Source organism: Anaeromyxobacter sp. SG66 (genome assembly GCF_022690805.1).
GTDB lineage: Bacteria > Myxococcota > Myxococcia > Myxococcales > Anaeromyxobacteraceae > Anaeromyxobacter > Anaeromyxobacter soli.
Genome location: NZ_JALCZC010000112.1, coordinates 1 through 13936, shown reverse-complemented (window position 1 = coordinate 13936; position 13936 = coordinate 1). Strand labels below are relative to the sequence as shown.

Below are 13936 nucleotides of genomic sequence, written 5' to 3'. Positions count from 1 at the left end.
AGGCCTATCGGATCGACTACAACGAGGTGCGGCCGCACAGCTCGCTGGACAACCAGACGCCGAACGGCTTTGCTCGCAGTATCACCGGACTCACGAAGCTAGCCGTCTAGAGTCGGGGGGCAGGTCATCCCTACGGGCCGTGCCGTCGCCGACGGCGTAGCCGGCGCGCTTGTGGGGTGTCCGTTCCTATCTGCCAGCTTTCATTAGCGGGACAGATTGTGGTGCACGCGCGTAGCTGGTCCAGAGCGCCGGCTCGATATTCCGGAGGCCGGCTCGATCCCGGTTGCGCGTACTCAGTCTCGGTTCAGGTACCGGAGGCTCTTCGCGCACCCATGGACGACGACGTCTACTTCGCGACCGACGACGTCGACTTCGCGACCGACGACGTCGTGCGTCGACGCTCGTCGCGCCGGCGGGGATGGAGCCCTCCCGCTATGTGGTCGATCCGTCCGTTGGGCGTGCCACGGACCATCTGAGGGTCGAGACGAGCTCCCGCTGACGGTGCGAACCGGCAGCGAGAGCCCGCTGGCGTGGGTGCCCGTTGAGCGCACGCGCGCGACCGTGCGCGGAGGCGCCGATCTACCCGTGCTGGACCGCCTCGGGCTCACGCCGCTCGAGGTTCGCGGGCGGCAGGAGCGCGAGCGGCTCGAGCGGCATCGCGATCCAGAGCGCGATGTACGCGAGCACGCCCCAGCCGCCGAACAGGATCGAGAGCAGGAACACCAGCCGGACGGCGGCGCAGGGCAGCCCGAAGCGGTTCGAGAGGCCGCGGGCCACGCCGGCGATGAGCCGGCCCTCGCGCGCCCGCGTCCAGTCGCGCACGGGCGGCCGCTCGACCATCCAGCTCGTGCAAGCGGCGCAGCGGGTCGCGCCGGGGGCGTTCTCGGTGCGGCAGTACGGGCAGAGCATCGTGTCGTGACCTCCGGCCCGATCGTACGCCGGCGCCCGGCTCCCTATTTCAGCGGGCGCCCGAACGAGCCCACCCAGAAGCTCCTCCCGTGCGGGAGGGGGACCGTGTGCTCGCGGCGGAGCGGCATGCCGTAGTGCTCGAAGAGCTGCTCGAGCTCCTCGGGCGGGACGAGCCGCTTGGCCCGACCGATGAGCTGGAGCGGCTTGGAGGGGGGCGTCGGGCCGTCCCCACCGGGGAGCTCCACGACCGCCGTGCAGCCGCCGCCGTCGGCGAGCCACTCCGCCACGCGCCGGACGAGCACCTCCGGGAAGACGTACTCGAAGAGGAGCGGCACGTGCACGAGGTCGAACGAGCCCGGAGCCGCGCGGAACTTCTCCGCCTCCGCACAGTAGAGCTCGAGCCGGGGGCCGAGGTGGAAGTAGCGCTGCCGCGCGATGCCGAGGTACTGCAGGTTCACGTCCACCCCGACGATCCGCGAGGTGACGGAGGGATCGACGTGGTCGAGGCCGTTGCCGGTCCCGCAGCCGAGCACGAGCAGCCGTCCGGGCTGCGCGGCGAGGTAGGCCTCCTGAAAGATCGCCGCGAGTGGGGCGCGCTGATCGAGGCCCTCCGGCCCCATGTGCCGCTCGTAGTCGTCGGCCTGCACCACGGTCCAGGGGTTCGGCGTGCTCATCTGCCCTACCCTAGCCCAAACGCCCCGCGGGAGCAGCGCGTCGGCTCGCCTTCGACGCGGCGCCCGCGCGAGCGCGCCTCGCCTCGCCCGCGGGATCGTGACCGCGCTCCGGCCAGGAGAGGTGCGCCGCGCGCGCACACGCGCGGCGCGTGCTAGCGTCCCCGAGCGTGCGCGTCAGGCCCCTCACCGACGCCGATCTCGATCGCTGCATCGACCTCTTCGAGGCGGTCGCGGCGGAGGGGCAGTGGCTCGCGACCGAGCCGCCCATCGACCACCGCGAGGTGCGCGCCCGCTGGCGCGCGCTCCTCGACAGCGGCGAGGGGACGCTGCTCGTCGCGGAGGAGGAGGGCGGCACCGAGCCGCTCGGGCTCGCGGCGATGGTGGGCCGCACCTCGCCCGAGCTCGGGATGCTCGTGGCAGCCGGCCACCGCCGCCGCGGCGTGGGCGACGCGCTCCTCGACGCGGCCGTGGGGTGGGCCCGCGAGGTCGGCGCGCGCGAGGTGGTGCTGCACGTGTTCCCGCACAACACCGGCGCGGTGGCGCTCTACCGCAAGCACGGCTTCGAGGAGCGGGGGGTGCTCCGGCGCGCCTACCCGCGCCGCAACCACGAGCGGTGGGACGCCATCCGGATGGTGAAGCCGCTGTGACCGGGATCGGCGATCGACGCGGGCGCGGTCACGACCTGCCGGGCCGCTCGACGCGCCGGCCGCGGGCCGCCCAGTCGAGCACGCCGTCGGAGAGGCGGACCGCCTTGAGCCCCTTGCGACGGAGGAGCGTCACCGCCTCCACGGCGAGGACGCAGTACGGTCCGCGGCAGTAGGCCACGACCTCCTTGTCCCTCGGCAGCTCCGAGAGGCGCTTCGCGAGGTCCGGCAGCGGCACCGAGACCGCGCCGGCGATGTGGCCCGACTCGAACTCCTCCGGCGGCCGCACGTCGAGGAGCGTGACCTCCCCGGCGCGCACGCGGCGGCGGAGGGCCTCCTCGTCCAGCGCCTCCAGCTGGTCCCGCTCCGCGAGGAACTCCCGCCGGATCCGCTCCACCTCCGCGAGCCGCGCCTCGGCGACGCCGCGCAGCGCGAGGAGCAGCGCGGGCACGGTGGGATCGGAGACCCGGCAGGTGACGAACAGCCCCTCCTTCGTGGCCTCGACGAGGCCGGCCGCGCGCAGCACCTGGAGGTGCTGCGAGGTGTTCGCGAGGCTCATGTCCGTGAGCCGGGCGAGCGCGTCCACCGTCCGCGGCCCCTGGGCGAGCAGCTCCACGAGCTCGATCCGGTGCGGGCTGGCGAGCGCCTTGGAGACGCGCGCGAACTGCTCGTAGATGGCGGTCTTGAACCGCCGGCCCGGCGTCTCCCCCGTCTTGCCCCGTCTCGTGCTCAAGCGAGATGTTGACTATGTGGCGGCGGGCGAGGCGTCAAGTGGGAGGCCGGGAGCGCTCCCCGCCCCCGCCTCCGCCCGCTGGGGGCTCACCGCGGCGACCCGCGCCCCTCCAGCACGAGCCGCGCGCGGAGCTCGTGGAGCCCGCGCTCGAGCCCGACCGGGAACTGGTGCGGGTTCACGAACCGCTTCACGCCCGCGTGGAAGCGGCCGAGCTGCGCGACGGTGCGCGCGCGGAGCTCGGGGAGCGGCGGCGGGTCGTAGACCCGACGCCCGCGGCGGAAGACCGGGACGAGGAGATCCTCGCCCGCGACGTCCGCCTCGATCTCGCGGCGGCGCAGCGGGTCGAGCGGATCGAGGATGACGGCCGGCGCGGGCAGCCCGATCCCCTCCTCGTAGATCGCGTCGGCGAGGAACTCCCCGCCGCGCAGGAAGCGGCGGACCTGCAGCACCCCGGGCACGTTCGTCTTCGCGGTCTGCTCCGAGACCTTCACGCGCGGGAGCCAGGCGCCCTCCGGGCCGTCGCGCACCGCGCCGAGCTTGTACACGCCGCCGAGCGCGCCGTCGCCCATGCCGGTCACGAGGCGCGTGCCGACGCCCCACACGGTGATGGTGGCGCCCTGGTCCTTCAGGCTCTGGATGATGTTCTCGTCGAGCTCGTTCGAGGCGAGGATGACCGCCTTCGGGAAGCCGGCCTCGTCGAGCCGCTTGCGCGCCTGGATCGAGAGCCAGGCGAGATCCCCCGAGTCGAGCCGGATGCCGACCATCTCCTGCCCCTGCGTCCGCAGCCAGCGGCCGGCCTCGATGGCGTGGTCGATGCCGGAGAGGGAGCCGTAGGTGTCCACGAGGAACACGCAGTTCGCGGGCAGCGCGCGGGCGTAGGCCATGAACGCCTCGCGCTCGTCGCCGTGCAGCATGACCCAGCTGTGCGCGTGCGTGCCGCGCACCGGGATCCCGTAGAGGCGGCCCGCCAGCGTGTTGGAGGTGGAGGAGCAGCCGCCGAGGTAGGCGGCGCGGCTCGCGGAGAGGCCGCCGTCGATGCCCTGCGCGCGCCGCAGCCCGAACTCGAGCACCGGCTCGCCGCGCGCGGCGATGCACACGCGGGCGGCCTTGGTCGCGACGAGCGACTGGAAGTTCACCATCGCGAGGAGCGCGGTCTCGAGGATCATCGCCGGGATGATCGGGCCCGCCACGCGGAGCAGCGGCTCGTGCGGGAACACGACCGTCCCCTCCGGAACGGCGTCCACGTCGACGTCCACCTCGAGCCGACCGAGCGCCTCGAGGAAGCCGCGCTCGAAGAGCGGCTCGCCGTCCGCGCCGCGCTGGTCCGCGAGGAACGCGAGGTCGTCCGCGTCGAAGCGGAGGTGCTCCACGAAGTCGACGACGTGCTCGAGCCCCGCCGCCACGGTGAACCCGCCCGAGAACGGGTTCTTGCGGAAGGACAGGGTGAAGCACGCCTCCTTCCGCTCGAGGCCGCTCTTCCACGCCGCGTACGCCATCGTCAGCTCGTAGAAGTCGGTGAGCAGCGCGAGCGACGGGCGGTAGAGCTGCGAGGGGACGGGCATCGAGCCTCCGGGGTCACTATTTCTAGCGCGGAGCGCTCCCGCGGTCTGCGTCGTCGCGGCGCACCCCGGCGGAGCCCCGACACGCCGCTTGAAGGACGGCGAGCCGCGCGTATGAAAGCTGCTCACCCAACGACCGGCGGGACGCCAGGGCGCGTCCCCCGGCCCGAGGCTCGCGCCCGCTCCGCCGGCGGCCGCGCGCGGCTCAGGCGAGGATCCCCATGAACGACAACAGGCTCGGCGTCGTCGTCCCCTTCGAGATCGCCGCCGGCAGGACCGGCCGGCTCGTGTCGCTCCCGGAGCTCGAGCGCAAGGGCTTCGGGCCCGTGTCCCGCCTCCCGGTCTCGCTCCGCATCGTGCTCGAGTCGCTCGCGCGGAACGTGGACGGCGTGCGGGTCACCGAGGAGGACGTCCGCGCCCTCGCGCGCTGGCAGCCCCGGGCCGAGCGGACGCGCGAGATCCCGTTCCTCGTCGGGCGGGTGCTCCTCCAGGACTTCACCGGCGTGCCGCTCCTCGTGGACCTCGCCGCGATGCGCTCGGCCGTCGCGCGCCTCGGCAAGGATCCGCTCGCGGTCGAGCCGCTCGTCCCGGTGGACCTCGTCGTGGACCACTCCGTGCAGGTCGACGCGTTCGGCTCCGCCGACGCGCTCCGCTACAACATGGAGCTCGAGTTCGATCGCAACCTGCCGCGCTACGAGTTCCTGAAGTGGGGCACCCACGCGTTCGAGGAGCTGCGCATCGTCCCGCCCGGCATCGGCATCTGCCACCAGGTGAACCTCGAGTTCCTCGCGCGCGGGGTCCTCGAGCAGGGCGGGCTCTACTACCCGGACACGCTCGTCGGCACCGACTCGCACACGCCCATGGTGAACGGGCTCGGGCTCGTCGCGTGGGGCGTGGGCGGCATCGAGGCCGAGGCGGCGATGCTCGGTCAGCCGACCTACTTCCTCACCCCCGACGTCGTGGGCGTGCACCTCTCCGGCGCGCTGCGCGAGGGGGTGACGGGGACGGACCTCGTGCTGCGCGTGACCGAGATCCTGCGCAAGGCGAAGGTGGCCGGGAAGTTCGTCGAGTTCTTCGGCGAGGGCGCGGCGAGCCTGCCGGTCCCGGAGCGCGCCACCCTCTCCAACATGGCCCCGGAGTACGGCGCCACGGTGGGCTTCTTCCCGCCCGACGAGCGCTCGATCCGGTACCTCGAGCAGACCGGGCGCCCGAAGGAGACGGTGGACGCCTTCCGCGCCTACTACGCGGCGCAGGGGCTCCTGCGCATCCCGCGCGCCGGCGAGGTCGACTACAGCGAGGTCGTGGAGCTCGACCTCGCGAGCGTGGGCGCGGCCGTCGCCGGGCCGAAGCGGCCGCAGGACCGCATCGAGCTCGGCGCGCTGAAGCGCACGTTCCAGGAGCTGTTCACCCGCAAGGACGCGTCCGGCTACGGCAAGCCCGCGGAGGAGCTCCGCCAGCGCTACCGCTCGCCGAACGGATCCCCGCCGACCACCACGGGCGGCGGCCTGCAGGATTCTGACAGCCTGCCGGACGGCGAGCGGAAGAACACGAGCACCCTCACCGAGTACGAGATGATCAACAACCGGCCCACGCCGGACACCCAGCCGAACCCGCCGCGGCGGGAGCTCCCCGGCACCGTCGAGATCGGCCACGGCGACGTCCTCATCGCCGCGATCACCTCCTGCACGAACACCTCGAACCCGGGCGTCATGCTGGCGGCCGGGCTCCTCGCGAAGAAGGCGGTGGAGCGCGGACTCTCGGTGCAGCCGCACGTGAAGACCTCGCTCGCCCCCGGCTCGCGCGTCGTCTCCCGCTACCTCGCCGAGACCGGGCTGCAGCCCTACCTCGACCGGCTCGGGTTCCAGGTCGTCGGCTACGGCTGCACCACCTGCATCGGGAACTCCGGTCCGCTGGACGAGCGGATCGAGAAGGTGGTCACCGACCACGACGTCGTCGCGGCGTCGGTGCTCTCCGGCAATCGCAACTTCGAGGCGCGGGTCCACCAGAGCGTCAAGGCGAACTTCCTCATGAGCCCCCCGCTCGTCGTCGCCTTCGCCCTGGCGGGCCGCGTCGACGTGGACCTCGAGCAGGAGCCGCTCGGCGTCGGGAAGGACGGCAGGCCGGTGTTCCTGCGCGAGCTCTGGCCGACGGCGGAGGAGATCGACGCGCTCCGGCCGGCCGCGGCGAACCCCGAGGAGTACCGGAAGAACTACTACGGCGGGTTCAACGAGAACGCGCGCTGGAACGCGCTCCCGGTGCGCGGCGGCAAGGGCTACGACTGGGACCCCGAGTCCACCTACATCCAGGAGCCGCCGTACTTCACGCCCTTCGCCGCGGCGCCGTCCGAGGCGAAGGACGTGCTCCACGCCCGCGCGCTCGCCATCTTCGGCGACTCGGTCACGACGGACCACATCAGCCCGGCGGGCTCGATCAAGCCGTCGTCGCCCGCGGGGACCTACCTGCAGGCGCTGGGCGTCTCGGTGCGTGACTTCAACAGCTACGGCGCGCGCCGCGGAAACCACCACGTGATGGTGCGCGGCACGTTCGCGAACGTGCGCATCAAGAACCTCATGGTGCCGGGGGTCGAGGGCGGGGTCACCGTCCACCAGCCCACCGGCCGCCGCCTCCCCATCCACGACGCCGCGCTCGAGTACGCGCGCGACGGCATCCCGCTCGCGATCGTCGCCGGCCTGGAGTACGGCACCGGCAGCTCGCGCGACTGGGCGGCGAAGGGGACGGCGCTCCTCGGGGTCCGCTTCGTCGTGGCGCGCTCCTTCGAGCGCATCCATCGCTCGAACCTCGTCGGCATGGGCGTCCTCCCCTGCCAGCTCCCGGAGGGCGTGTCGGCGCAGACGCTCGGGCTCGACGGCACGGAGACGTTCGACCTCGTCGGCGTGGCCGGGAGGCTCACCCCGCGCCAGCGGGCGACGCTCGTCGTGCACCGCAGGGACGGGCGCCGCGACGAGGTGGAGCTCGTCGTGCGGATCGACACGCCGATCGAGGCCGAGTACTACCGGCACGGCGGGATCATGCCGTACGTGCTCCGCCAGATCGTCTCGCGGTCCTGAGCGGCGCCTGTCGCTCGCCAGGGCGACCGCGGTCGCCGGCGGGGCGGGGGCGAGCCCGTGAGCCGATGTATGCACGCCGCGTTCTTGCGCGGTCGCGAGGGGACGGCGTAGAAGCGGCGGGCATGACGCTCCACGTCGCCCTCGCCGTCTCGGCCCTCGCCGCCTCCGTCCTGCTCGTCGCCTCCTCCGCGCAGCGGGTGCTCCCGGTGATCGCGCTCGTCGCGGCCGCCGTCGAGACCGCGGTCGCGCTCGGCTACCTGCACATCTCGGTGAGCGGGCTGCCCCTCGGGCTCATCCTCGGGCTGGCGCTCGCGGTGCCGGGGTTGATCGGCTGGCTGCGCGCCACCGCCAAGAGCTCCGTCTCCGCCGCCGCGCTGGTCGCCTTCACCGGCGTGCTGCAGGTCATCGTCTACGTCGGGGCCAGGTTGTAGGACGAAGCAGCGCGGGCTCGCTCCACGCTCGGTCGCACCCGAGCCGTGACCCAAGCGCCTCAGCCCGCCGCGCGCGCGTCCTCGCCGCCGGTCCGCGGCGGCTCCGGCGCGTCCGGGTTCGCGGCCGCGCCCTGCGGGCCGGCGGCGGCGTCCGGGCCGCGGGTGTCGCGCAGGAGCCCGGCGATCGTCGCGTGCAGCGTCGCGGGATCGACCGGCTTCGAGAGGTGCGCGTCGAAGCCCGCCGCGATCGCGCGCTGCCGATCCTCGGGGCGCGCGAACGCGGTGAGCGCGGCGATCGCCACGCGCCGCTCGCCGCGCGCCTCCTCGAGGCGCCGCAGCTCGTGCACGAACGTGAAGCCGTCCTCTCCCGGCATGGCGATGTCCGACACGACGAGGTCCGGGCGCTCCCGGGCGACGGCGTCGAGCGCCTCGCGGACGGAGGCCGCGCCCTCCGGCCGCGCGCCCCACGAGGCGAGCAGCTGGAGCAGCACGTCCCGCGAGTCCGCCTCGTCGTCCACGACGAGCACCCGGGCGCCGCCCAGGTCGGGCCGGGCGCTCACCGCCGCCGGCGCCACCGCGGGCGCGCGCGCGACCGGCGGCAGGACCACGCGGAAGGTGGCCCCGCGGCCCGGCCCGTCGCTCTCCGCCTCGATGGTCCCGCCGTGGAGCGCCACGAGCTGCCTCGTGATCGCGAGCCCGAGCCCGAGCCCGCCGTGGCGCCGCACCGACGCCCCCTCCGCGTGGACGAATGGATCGAACACGACCGGGAGGAAGTCGCGCGCCATTCCCACGCCGGTGTCCTTCACCTCCAGGAGGGCGCCCCCGCGCGACGCCGCGAGCCGCACGTCGACGCTGCCGCCCGGCTGAGTGAACTTCACCGCGTTCGACAGGAGGTTCCACGCGACCTGGCGCAGGCGCGCGGCGTCGCCGACGACGCGGGGCAGCTCCGGCCCTGCGGTGCGGGAGAGCGCGACGCCCTTGGCGCGCGCCGTCGCTCGGACCGCCTCGACCGCGTCGTCCACCACCCCGAGCAGATCGACGTCGGCGTGCCCGACCTCGATCTTCCCGGCCGCGATGCGCGACATGTCGAGCAGATCCGACACGAGCTGCGCGAGCGTGCGGCCGTTCCGCTCGATGACCGCGAGGCCGCGGGCGAGCCGCTCCGGATCGCCGCCCGCGTCGCGCAGGAGGCCGGACCAGCCGAGGATCGCGTTGAGCGGCGTGCGCAGCTCGTGCGAGAGCGTGGCGAGGAACTCGTCCTTCGAGCGGCTCGCGGCCTCGGCGTGGACGCGCGCGTCCTGCTCGCGCGCCAGCGCGCGGGCGAGCTCCTCGCGCGAGGCGGCGTGCGCCTCCTGCGCGCGGAGCTTCGCGAGCTCCATGCGGTCGATCGCGACCGCGTCCCGGAGCACCAGCACGACGAACAGCAGCGAGAGCACGACCACGAGGAGCGAGACGGCGAGCGCCCCCTCGCCCGAGGCGCCCGTCACCGCGAGGGCGAGCCCGCCGAGGAGCAGGGGGAGGAGCAGGACGTAGACGAGCAGCCGGCGCGCGAGCGCGCTCCCGGCGCCTGTAGACGCGAGGTTCGCGACGAAGCCGCGGTCCGGACGGGCGCAGAGGAGGCCCACGTCGAGCGTCAAGAGCGCGATGGCGGACGGGAAGGCGATCCCGGTGACGGTGGCCTCTCGGTAGAGCAGCGAGACGTCGAAGGTGTGGCCGACGACGCCGAGGAGCGCGATGGCCATCGCGACGATGGCGAGCCCCTGGGCGAGCCACGCGGCGCGGCGGCGCGCGTCGAGGCCCACGAGGACCACGCCCGCGAGCAGGAAGCTCGCGGCGGCGGGCGGACCGGGCCGGCCGGGGAGCGTGACCGCGGCGCTCAGGCCCAGGCCCGGCACGAGGACCCGGTCGATGTGGAGGTCGACGAGGGCGAGGTGCTCGACGAGGGTGGCGGCGCCCAGGGCCGCGACGAGGACGCCGATCACGCGAGAGGCGATCCGCGCCCAGCGCGCGCCGAGCCCCGCGAGCGAGAGTCCGACGGCGGCCGCGATGATGCCCGCCGCCGTGTTCGGCTGGACCTCGATCCCCCGGGCGAGGGTTCGGAGCCACGGGACGCCCAGGGGATGGCTGACCAGGGCGCCCACCCCGATACCGCCCGCGAGCGCCGCCGCGACCTGCGAGATGCGGTGCATCCGGGCGACGACCTTGGGATCGAGCAGGGGGATGTCCTTAGGTGCGTCCATCGGAACCCTGGCGGGAAGCTAGGGTCGCTCCGAGATGGGCGCCATGTGTGCGAGCAGGCGGTCGCGCGCTCCCGTTGGGGGGCACAGGATCGTGGCGGCGCGAGCGGGGTGGGGCGAAGCCCCGTTCACAGCAACGCCGCCGCCAGGAGCGCGGCTGCGATGAGCAGCGCCATCCAGCCGACCGTCCAGGAGCGTCCGCTCTCGGGCACCGGGGCGACGAGGTCGTCCTCCACGTCGGTCGGCGAGATGGCGGGGCTCGCGAGGATCTCTCGCGCGCGGGGCAGATCGTGGGCCGGGACGAGGACGCGGATCGTCCGGCCGACGCCCGGCAGGAGCGCCGCGTCGGTCCCCTCGAGCACCGCGGCGGCGATCCCATCCGCCTCGAGCATCCCGCGGACGAGCTCCGCGTCGGTGAGGCTTCCGAACACCGCGACGGTCCGATACTCCGCTGAGTGCTGTTCCACTCCCCTTCCCCTCGTCGAATGCTCGCACTCGGCGCCGCGCCGGTCCAGTCGGCGCGCTGTCAGAGGGGTTCGCTACGGTCCGCCGGCCGTCCCGGATGGCCGGCATCCCGCAGCAGGAGGTCCTGGACCGATGGCCGTGAAGGTGATGGTGGCGCCCGCGATCGCGAAGGGCGAGCTCGAGAAGGGCGGCCCCGTCGCGAAGCGCGCCGCGCCCGCCGCCGCGAAGCCGAAGAGGCGCCGCTCGTCGGTCTACGACGCCGACGGCAACGAGGTGTTCATCACCCTCATGTGCCTCAAGTGCCACAAGATGCGGCCCCTCGCGCAGTTCGGGCTCCGCAAGATGGCGGACGGCGCGATTCGCAACCAGCCCTGGTGCAGGACCTGCCGCTCCGGCGCCGGCGCCGAGAAGCCCAGCCACGCCGTCGCCGCGGCGCTCCCCGAGCCCATCGTGCCCGACCTCGCGACCGAGGCGGCGGTCGGGGACGAGCCGCAGGCGTCGCGGAACGTGGCGGCGGAGGTCGCGGCGGCGCTCGCCGCCGGCCGTCGCTGAGCCTTCCTGCGGGCGCGCGTCCCGCTCGCGCGCGCCCGTCTCCCAGCCCAGCGCCGAGGTCAGCGACCGCTTGCGCTCGCCTGCGGCGGCTGGAGCGGTGTAGCTTGCGACAGCCGACCGCACCGGGACGGGCGAGGCCCTGTCGGAGCGAGTAGGCATCGAGGTGTGCGCCCGGGCGCGGGGAGCAGGGGGCCGGGTCGAAACTAGACTCGGCGGCTCCACGAGTTGTTCCCGATCCGGTTTGCCCTGGCCGAAATTCGCTGGGTAGGATTCGGCCCTCGGTTCAACGCGCTCTGTAGTTGCAGAACAAACCTCTACAAATGGCTGGGGTCGACAATGGCTGAGACGCTCAAGCGGAAGCTCAAGGAGAAGATCGAGGCATTCCGCCCGCGCACGCAGAAGCTGAACAAGGAGCTGGCGGAGATCGTCATCGACAAGGTCACGATCGGCCAGGCCATCGGCGGCGCCCGTGACGTGCGCTGCCTCGTGACGGACATCTCGTACCTGGACCCGCAGGAAGGCATCCGCTTCCGCGGCAAGACGATCCCGGAGACGTTCGACGCGCTGAAGGAGCACGTGGTCGCCGGCGCGGAGATGCCGACGGTCGAGAGCTTCTTCTCGTTCCTGCTCACCGGCGACATCCCCACGAAGGCCGAGGCCGCCGAGATCCAGGCGGACCTCAAGGCCCGCGAGGTGCTCCCGCAGTACGTCATCGACGTGCTCCGCGCGATGCCGCGCGACTCGCACCCGATGGCGATGTTCTCGGCCGGCATCGTGGCGATGCAGCGCGAGTCGGTGTTCGCGAAGCGCTACGGCGAGGGCAACCTCAAGAAGACCGAGATGTGGGACCCGATGTACGAGGACGCGATGACGCTCGTCGCGCGCCTCCCGGTCCTCGCGGCGTACATCTACCGCATGAAGTACAAGGGTGACACGCACATCCCGTCGGATCCGAAGCTCGACCTCGGCGGCAACTTCGCCCAGATGATCGGGCAGAAGAAGCCGTACGACGACGTCGCCCGCATGTACTTCATCCTCCACTCGGATCACGAGTCGGGGAACGTCTCCGCGCACACCGCGCACCTCGTGGCCTCGGCGCTGTCCGACGCGTACTACGCGTACTCGGCCGGCATCAACGGCCTCGCGGGCCCGCTCCACGGCCTCGCGAACCAGGAGGTGCTCGGCTGGATCCAGCAGACGATGAAGAAGCTGAACAACCAGGTGCCCTCGAAGGAGCAGCTGAAGCAGTTCCTCTGGGACACGCTGAACTCCGGCCAGGTCATCCCGGGCTACGGCCACGCGGTGCTCCGCAAGACGGATCCCCGCTACACGGCGCAGAACGAGTTCGCGAAGAAGCACCTGCCGAACGACCCGCTCTTCCAGCTCGTGAACATGATCTACGAGGTGGCGCCGGGCGTCCTGACGGAGCACGGGAAGACCAAGAACCCGTGGCCGAACGTCGACGCGCACTCGGGCGTGATCCAGTGGTACTACGGCGTCCGCGAGTGGGACTTCTACACGGTCCTCTTCGGCGTCGGCCGCGCGCTGGGCGTGCTCGCGAACCTCGTGTGGGACCGCGGCCTCGGCTACGCGATCGAGCGTCCGAAGTCGGTCACCACGGCCATGCTCGAGAAGTGGGCGGCCGAGGGCGGCCGGAAGGTCTAGCCGCCGGCTCGCAGTCTCGTGAAACCCGTGGGCCCGCCGCGGGCGGGGGGCCCATTTTCTTCTGGCGGGGGGGCGCAGCTCCGCGCCCCCCGGACCCCCGGCTCGCTCCGCCGCAGCCTCATCCGGCTGCGGCTACGCTCGGGACGTATCCCGGGGACCCCGGTCTCAGACGGTCACGGCGCCGGGGCGGTGTGGACCGCGGGGACGACCGCGCCAGGCGCGGCGATCGCGCTGCCGCCGAGCGCCGAGTCGAGCGCGCCGCGGCGGACCTCGAAGGCGGGCCGGACGGCCGCCACGAGCGAGCGGTGCTCGATCTTGTGGACCTCGAAGGGATCGAGCACCCGACCGCTCGCGTCCTCGAGCTGGTAGTGAAGGTGCGGCGCGAACGAGTGGCCGCTGTTGCCGGAGAGCGCGATCTGCTCGCCCTTCTTCACGCGGCGGCCGGCGATCATCTCCTTCGGCAGCACCTCGAGGTGCAGGAAGATCGCGTGGCGGCCGCTCGCCGGATCGAGGATGTCGAGGCAGTTCCCGTTTCCGCGGAAGTTCCAGTTGCGCCGCTGGATCACGCCCTCGAACGGCGCGAACACCGGCGACCCGACCGGCGCCTTGTAGTCGACGCCCTTGTGGCGGCGACCGTCACGCAGGAGCGAGGTGACCTGCTCGTACTCGCCGATGGGCGCGTCGACGATGTGCTCCTCGAGCTCGCTGCCGTCCTCCCGGTAGTAGCGGGCCCAGCGCGCCCCCTCGGCCTGGAAGCGGTAGACCGAGAACGCCTTCCCGAGCTTCTGGGAGACGTAGCGCACCGCCTCGACGACGGGCTCGGCGCTCGGCGGGAGGCCGGGAGCCGCCGGCGGGGACGGCGTGTAGAGGATCTCGAGCCGATCGCCCTTCCTGCCGTCGCGCGCGACCTGGAGGTCCCACACGAGCAGCCGGTTCACCACCTGCGTGAGCTGGTCGGCGATGGCCCGGTCCGCGGGAGGCAGGGCGCGCGCGATCGAC

At 73.1% G+C, this 13936-nt stretch carries 14 protein-coding genes and 1 tRNA gene; 8 read left to right on the top strand and 7 right to left on the bottom strand.

All coding sequences use genetic code 11. The annotated features are described in order from the left end of the window. The 3 genes from MNZ39_RS20385 to MNZ39_RS20375 form a co-directional block, all read left to right on the top strand. Positions 1-110 (top strand): transposase (locus MNZ39_RS20385; RefSeq protein ID WP_242337485.1); only part of this gene is annotated, 110 nt, incomplete at its 5' end. 115 nt (positions 111-225) lie between these two features. Further along, positions 226-292 (top strand) — tRNA-Ile (locus MNZ39_RS20380). 40 nt (positions 293-332) lie between these two features. Next, positions 333-476: a hypothetical protein gene (locus tag MNZ39_RS20375; protein WP_242340928.1), complete on the top strand. Its 144-nt coding sequence runs from the start codon at positions 333-335 to the stop codon at positions 474-476. Between the two features lie 103 nt (positions 477-579). Here the strand turns inward: MNZ39_RS20375 and MNZ39_RS20370 are convergent, their stop codons facing one another. Continuing rightward, positions 580-909, bottom strand: coding sequence for a PspC domain-containing protein (locus MNZ39_RS20370; RefSeq protein WP_242340927.1), 330 nt, complete (start codon positions 907-909; stop codon positions 580-582). 44 nt (positions 910-953) lie between these two features. Then, positions 954-1583 carry a class I SAM-dependent methyltransferase gene (locus tag MNZ39_RS20365; RefSeq protein ID WP_242340926.1) on the bottom strand — a complete coding sequence of 210 codons (630 nt, stop codon included), beginning with the start codon at positions 1581-1583 and terminating at the stop codon, positions 954-956. 167 nt (positions 1584-1750) lie between these two features. Between MNZ39_RS20365 and MNZ39_RS20360 the strand changes: the two genes are divergently transcribed. Further along, a complete protein-coding gene (locus tag MNZ39_RS20360; protein ID WP_242340925.1) occupies positions 1751-2230 on the top strand; it encodes a GNAT family N-acetyltransferase in 480 nt (159 codons plus the stop codon). Positions 2231-2258: 28 nt separating this feature from the next. On the opposite strand, the gene MNZ39_RS20355 is transcribed toward MNZ39_RS20360, so the two are convergent. Then, positions 2259-2960: a metalloregulator ArsR/SmtB family transcription factor gene (locus tag MNZ39_RS20355; protein WP_242340924.1), complete on the bottom strand. Its 702-nt coding sequence runs from the start codon at positions 2958-2960 to the stop codon at positions 2259-2261. Between the two features lie 86 nt (positions 2961-3046). Beyond that, the gene (locus tag MNZ39_RS20350; RefSeq protein WP_242340923.1) at positions 3047-4522 is read right to left on the bottom strand and encodes a nicotinate phosphoribosyltransferase; all 1476 of its coding nucleotides are present in this window, start codon (positions 4520-4522) and stop codon (positions 3047-3049) included. A 218-nt stretch (positions 4523-4740) separates the two neighbouring features. Here MNZ39_RS20350 and MNZ39_RS20345 point away from each other — a divergent pair, with 218 nt between their 5' ends. Together MNZ39_RS20345 and MNZ39_RS20340 are read left to right on the top strand one after the other, a co-directional pair. After that, positions 4741-7587 (top strand): aconitate hydratase, encoded by a 2847-nt coding sequence (locus MNZ39_RS20345; protein WP_242340922.1) that lies wholly within the window; start codon positions 4741-4743, stop codon positions 7585-7587. Between the two features lie 122 nt (positions 7588-7709). Then, complete coding sequence (locus MNZ39_RS20340) at positions 7710-8018, top strand: hypothetical protein (RefSeq protein ID WP_242340921.1); 309 nt, start codon at positions 7710-7712, stop codon at positions 8016-8018. Positions 8019-8077: 59 nt separating this feature from the next. Here MNZ39_RS20340 and MNZ39_RS20335 read toward each other — a convergent pair whose 3' ends face one another. Continuing rightward, positions 8078-10258: an ATP-binding protein gene (locus MNZ39_RS20335; protein WP_242340920.1), complete on the bottom strand. Its 2181-nt coding sequence runs from the start codon at positions 10256-10258 to the stop codon at positions 8078-8080. A gap of 125 nt (positions 10259-10383) precedes the next feature. Beyond that, positions 10384-10722 carry a putative signal transducing protein gene (locus tag MNZ39_RS20330; RefSeq protein ID WP_242340919.1) on the bottom strand — a complete coding sequence of 113 codons (339 nt, stop codon included), beginning with the start codon at positions 10720-10722 and terminating at the stop codon, positions 10384-10386. 130 nt (positions 10723-10852) lie between these two features. Between MNZ39_RS20330 and MNZ39_RS20325 the strand changes: the two genes are divergently transcribed. Beyond that, positions 10853-11272, top strand: a complete 420-nt coding sequence (locus tag MNZ39_RS20325) for a hypothetical protein (protein ID WP_242340918.1) — start codon at positions 10853-10855, stop codon at positions 11270-11272. Between the two features lie 336 nt (positions 11273-11608). Continuing rightward, entirely contained in the window at positions 11609-12937 is a 1329-nt protein-coding gene (locus MNZ39_RS20320; RefSeq protein WP_242340917.1) for a citrate (Si)-synthase, read from the top strand. Positions 12938-13110: 173 nt separating this feature from the next. Here the strand turns inward: MNZ39_RS20320 and MNZ39_RS20315 are convergent. Next, on the bottom strand, positions 13111-13936 hold an 826-nt coding region (locus MNZ39_RS20315), incomplete at its 5' end, for a M23 family metallopeptidase (RefSeq protein WP_242340916.1).

Coding starts and splice junctions, on each gene's coding strand:
- MNZ39_RS20340 (WP_242340921.1), top strand. CDS start 7,710: ATGACGCTCCACGTCGCCCTCGCCGTCTCGGCCCTCGCCGCCTCCGTC.
- MNZ39_RS20335 (WP_242340920.1), bottom strand. CDS start 10,258: ATGGACGCACCTAAGGACATCCCCCTGCTCGATCCCAAGGTCGTCGCC.
- MNZ39_RS20320 (WP_242340917.1), top strand. CDS start 11,609: ATGGCTGAGACGCTCAAGCGGAAGCTCAAGGAGAAGATCGAGGCATTC.
- MNZ39_RS20365 (WP_242340926.1), bottom strand. CDS start 1,583: ATGAGCACGCCGAACCCCTGGACCGTGGTGCAGGCCGACGACTACGAG.
- MNZ39_RS20375 (WP_242340928.1), top strand. CDS start 333: ATGGACGACGACGTCTACTTCGCGACCGACGACGTCGACTTCGCGACC.
- MNZ39_RS20350 (WP_242340923.1), bottom strand. CDS start 4,522: ATGCCCGTCCCCTCGCAGCTCTACCGCCCGTCGCTCGCGCTGCTCACC.
- MNZ39_RS20345 (WP_242340922.1), top strand. CDS start 4,741: ATGAACGACAACAGGCTCGGCGTCGTCGTCCCCTTCGAGATCGCCGCC.
- MNZ39_RS20370 (WP_242340927.1), bottom strand. CDS start 909: ATGCTCTGCCCGTACTGCCGCACCGAGAACGCCCCCGGCGCGACCCGC.
- MNZ39_RS20325 (WP_242340918.1), top strand. CDS start 10,853: ATGGCCGTGAAGGTGATGGTGGCGCCCGCGATCGCGAAGGGCGAGCTC.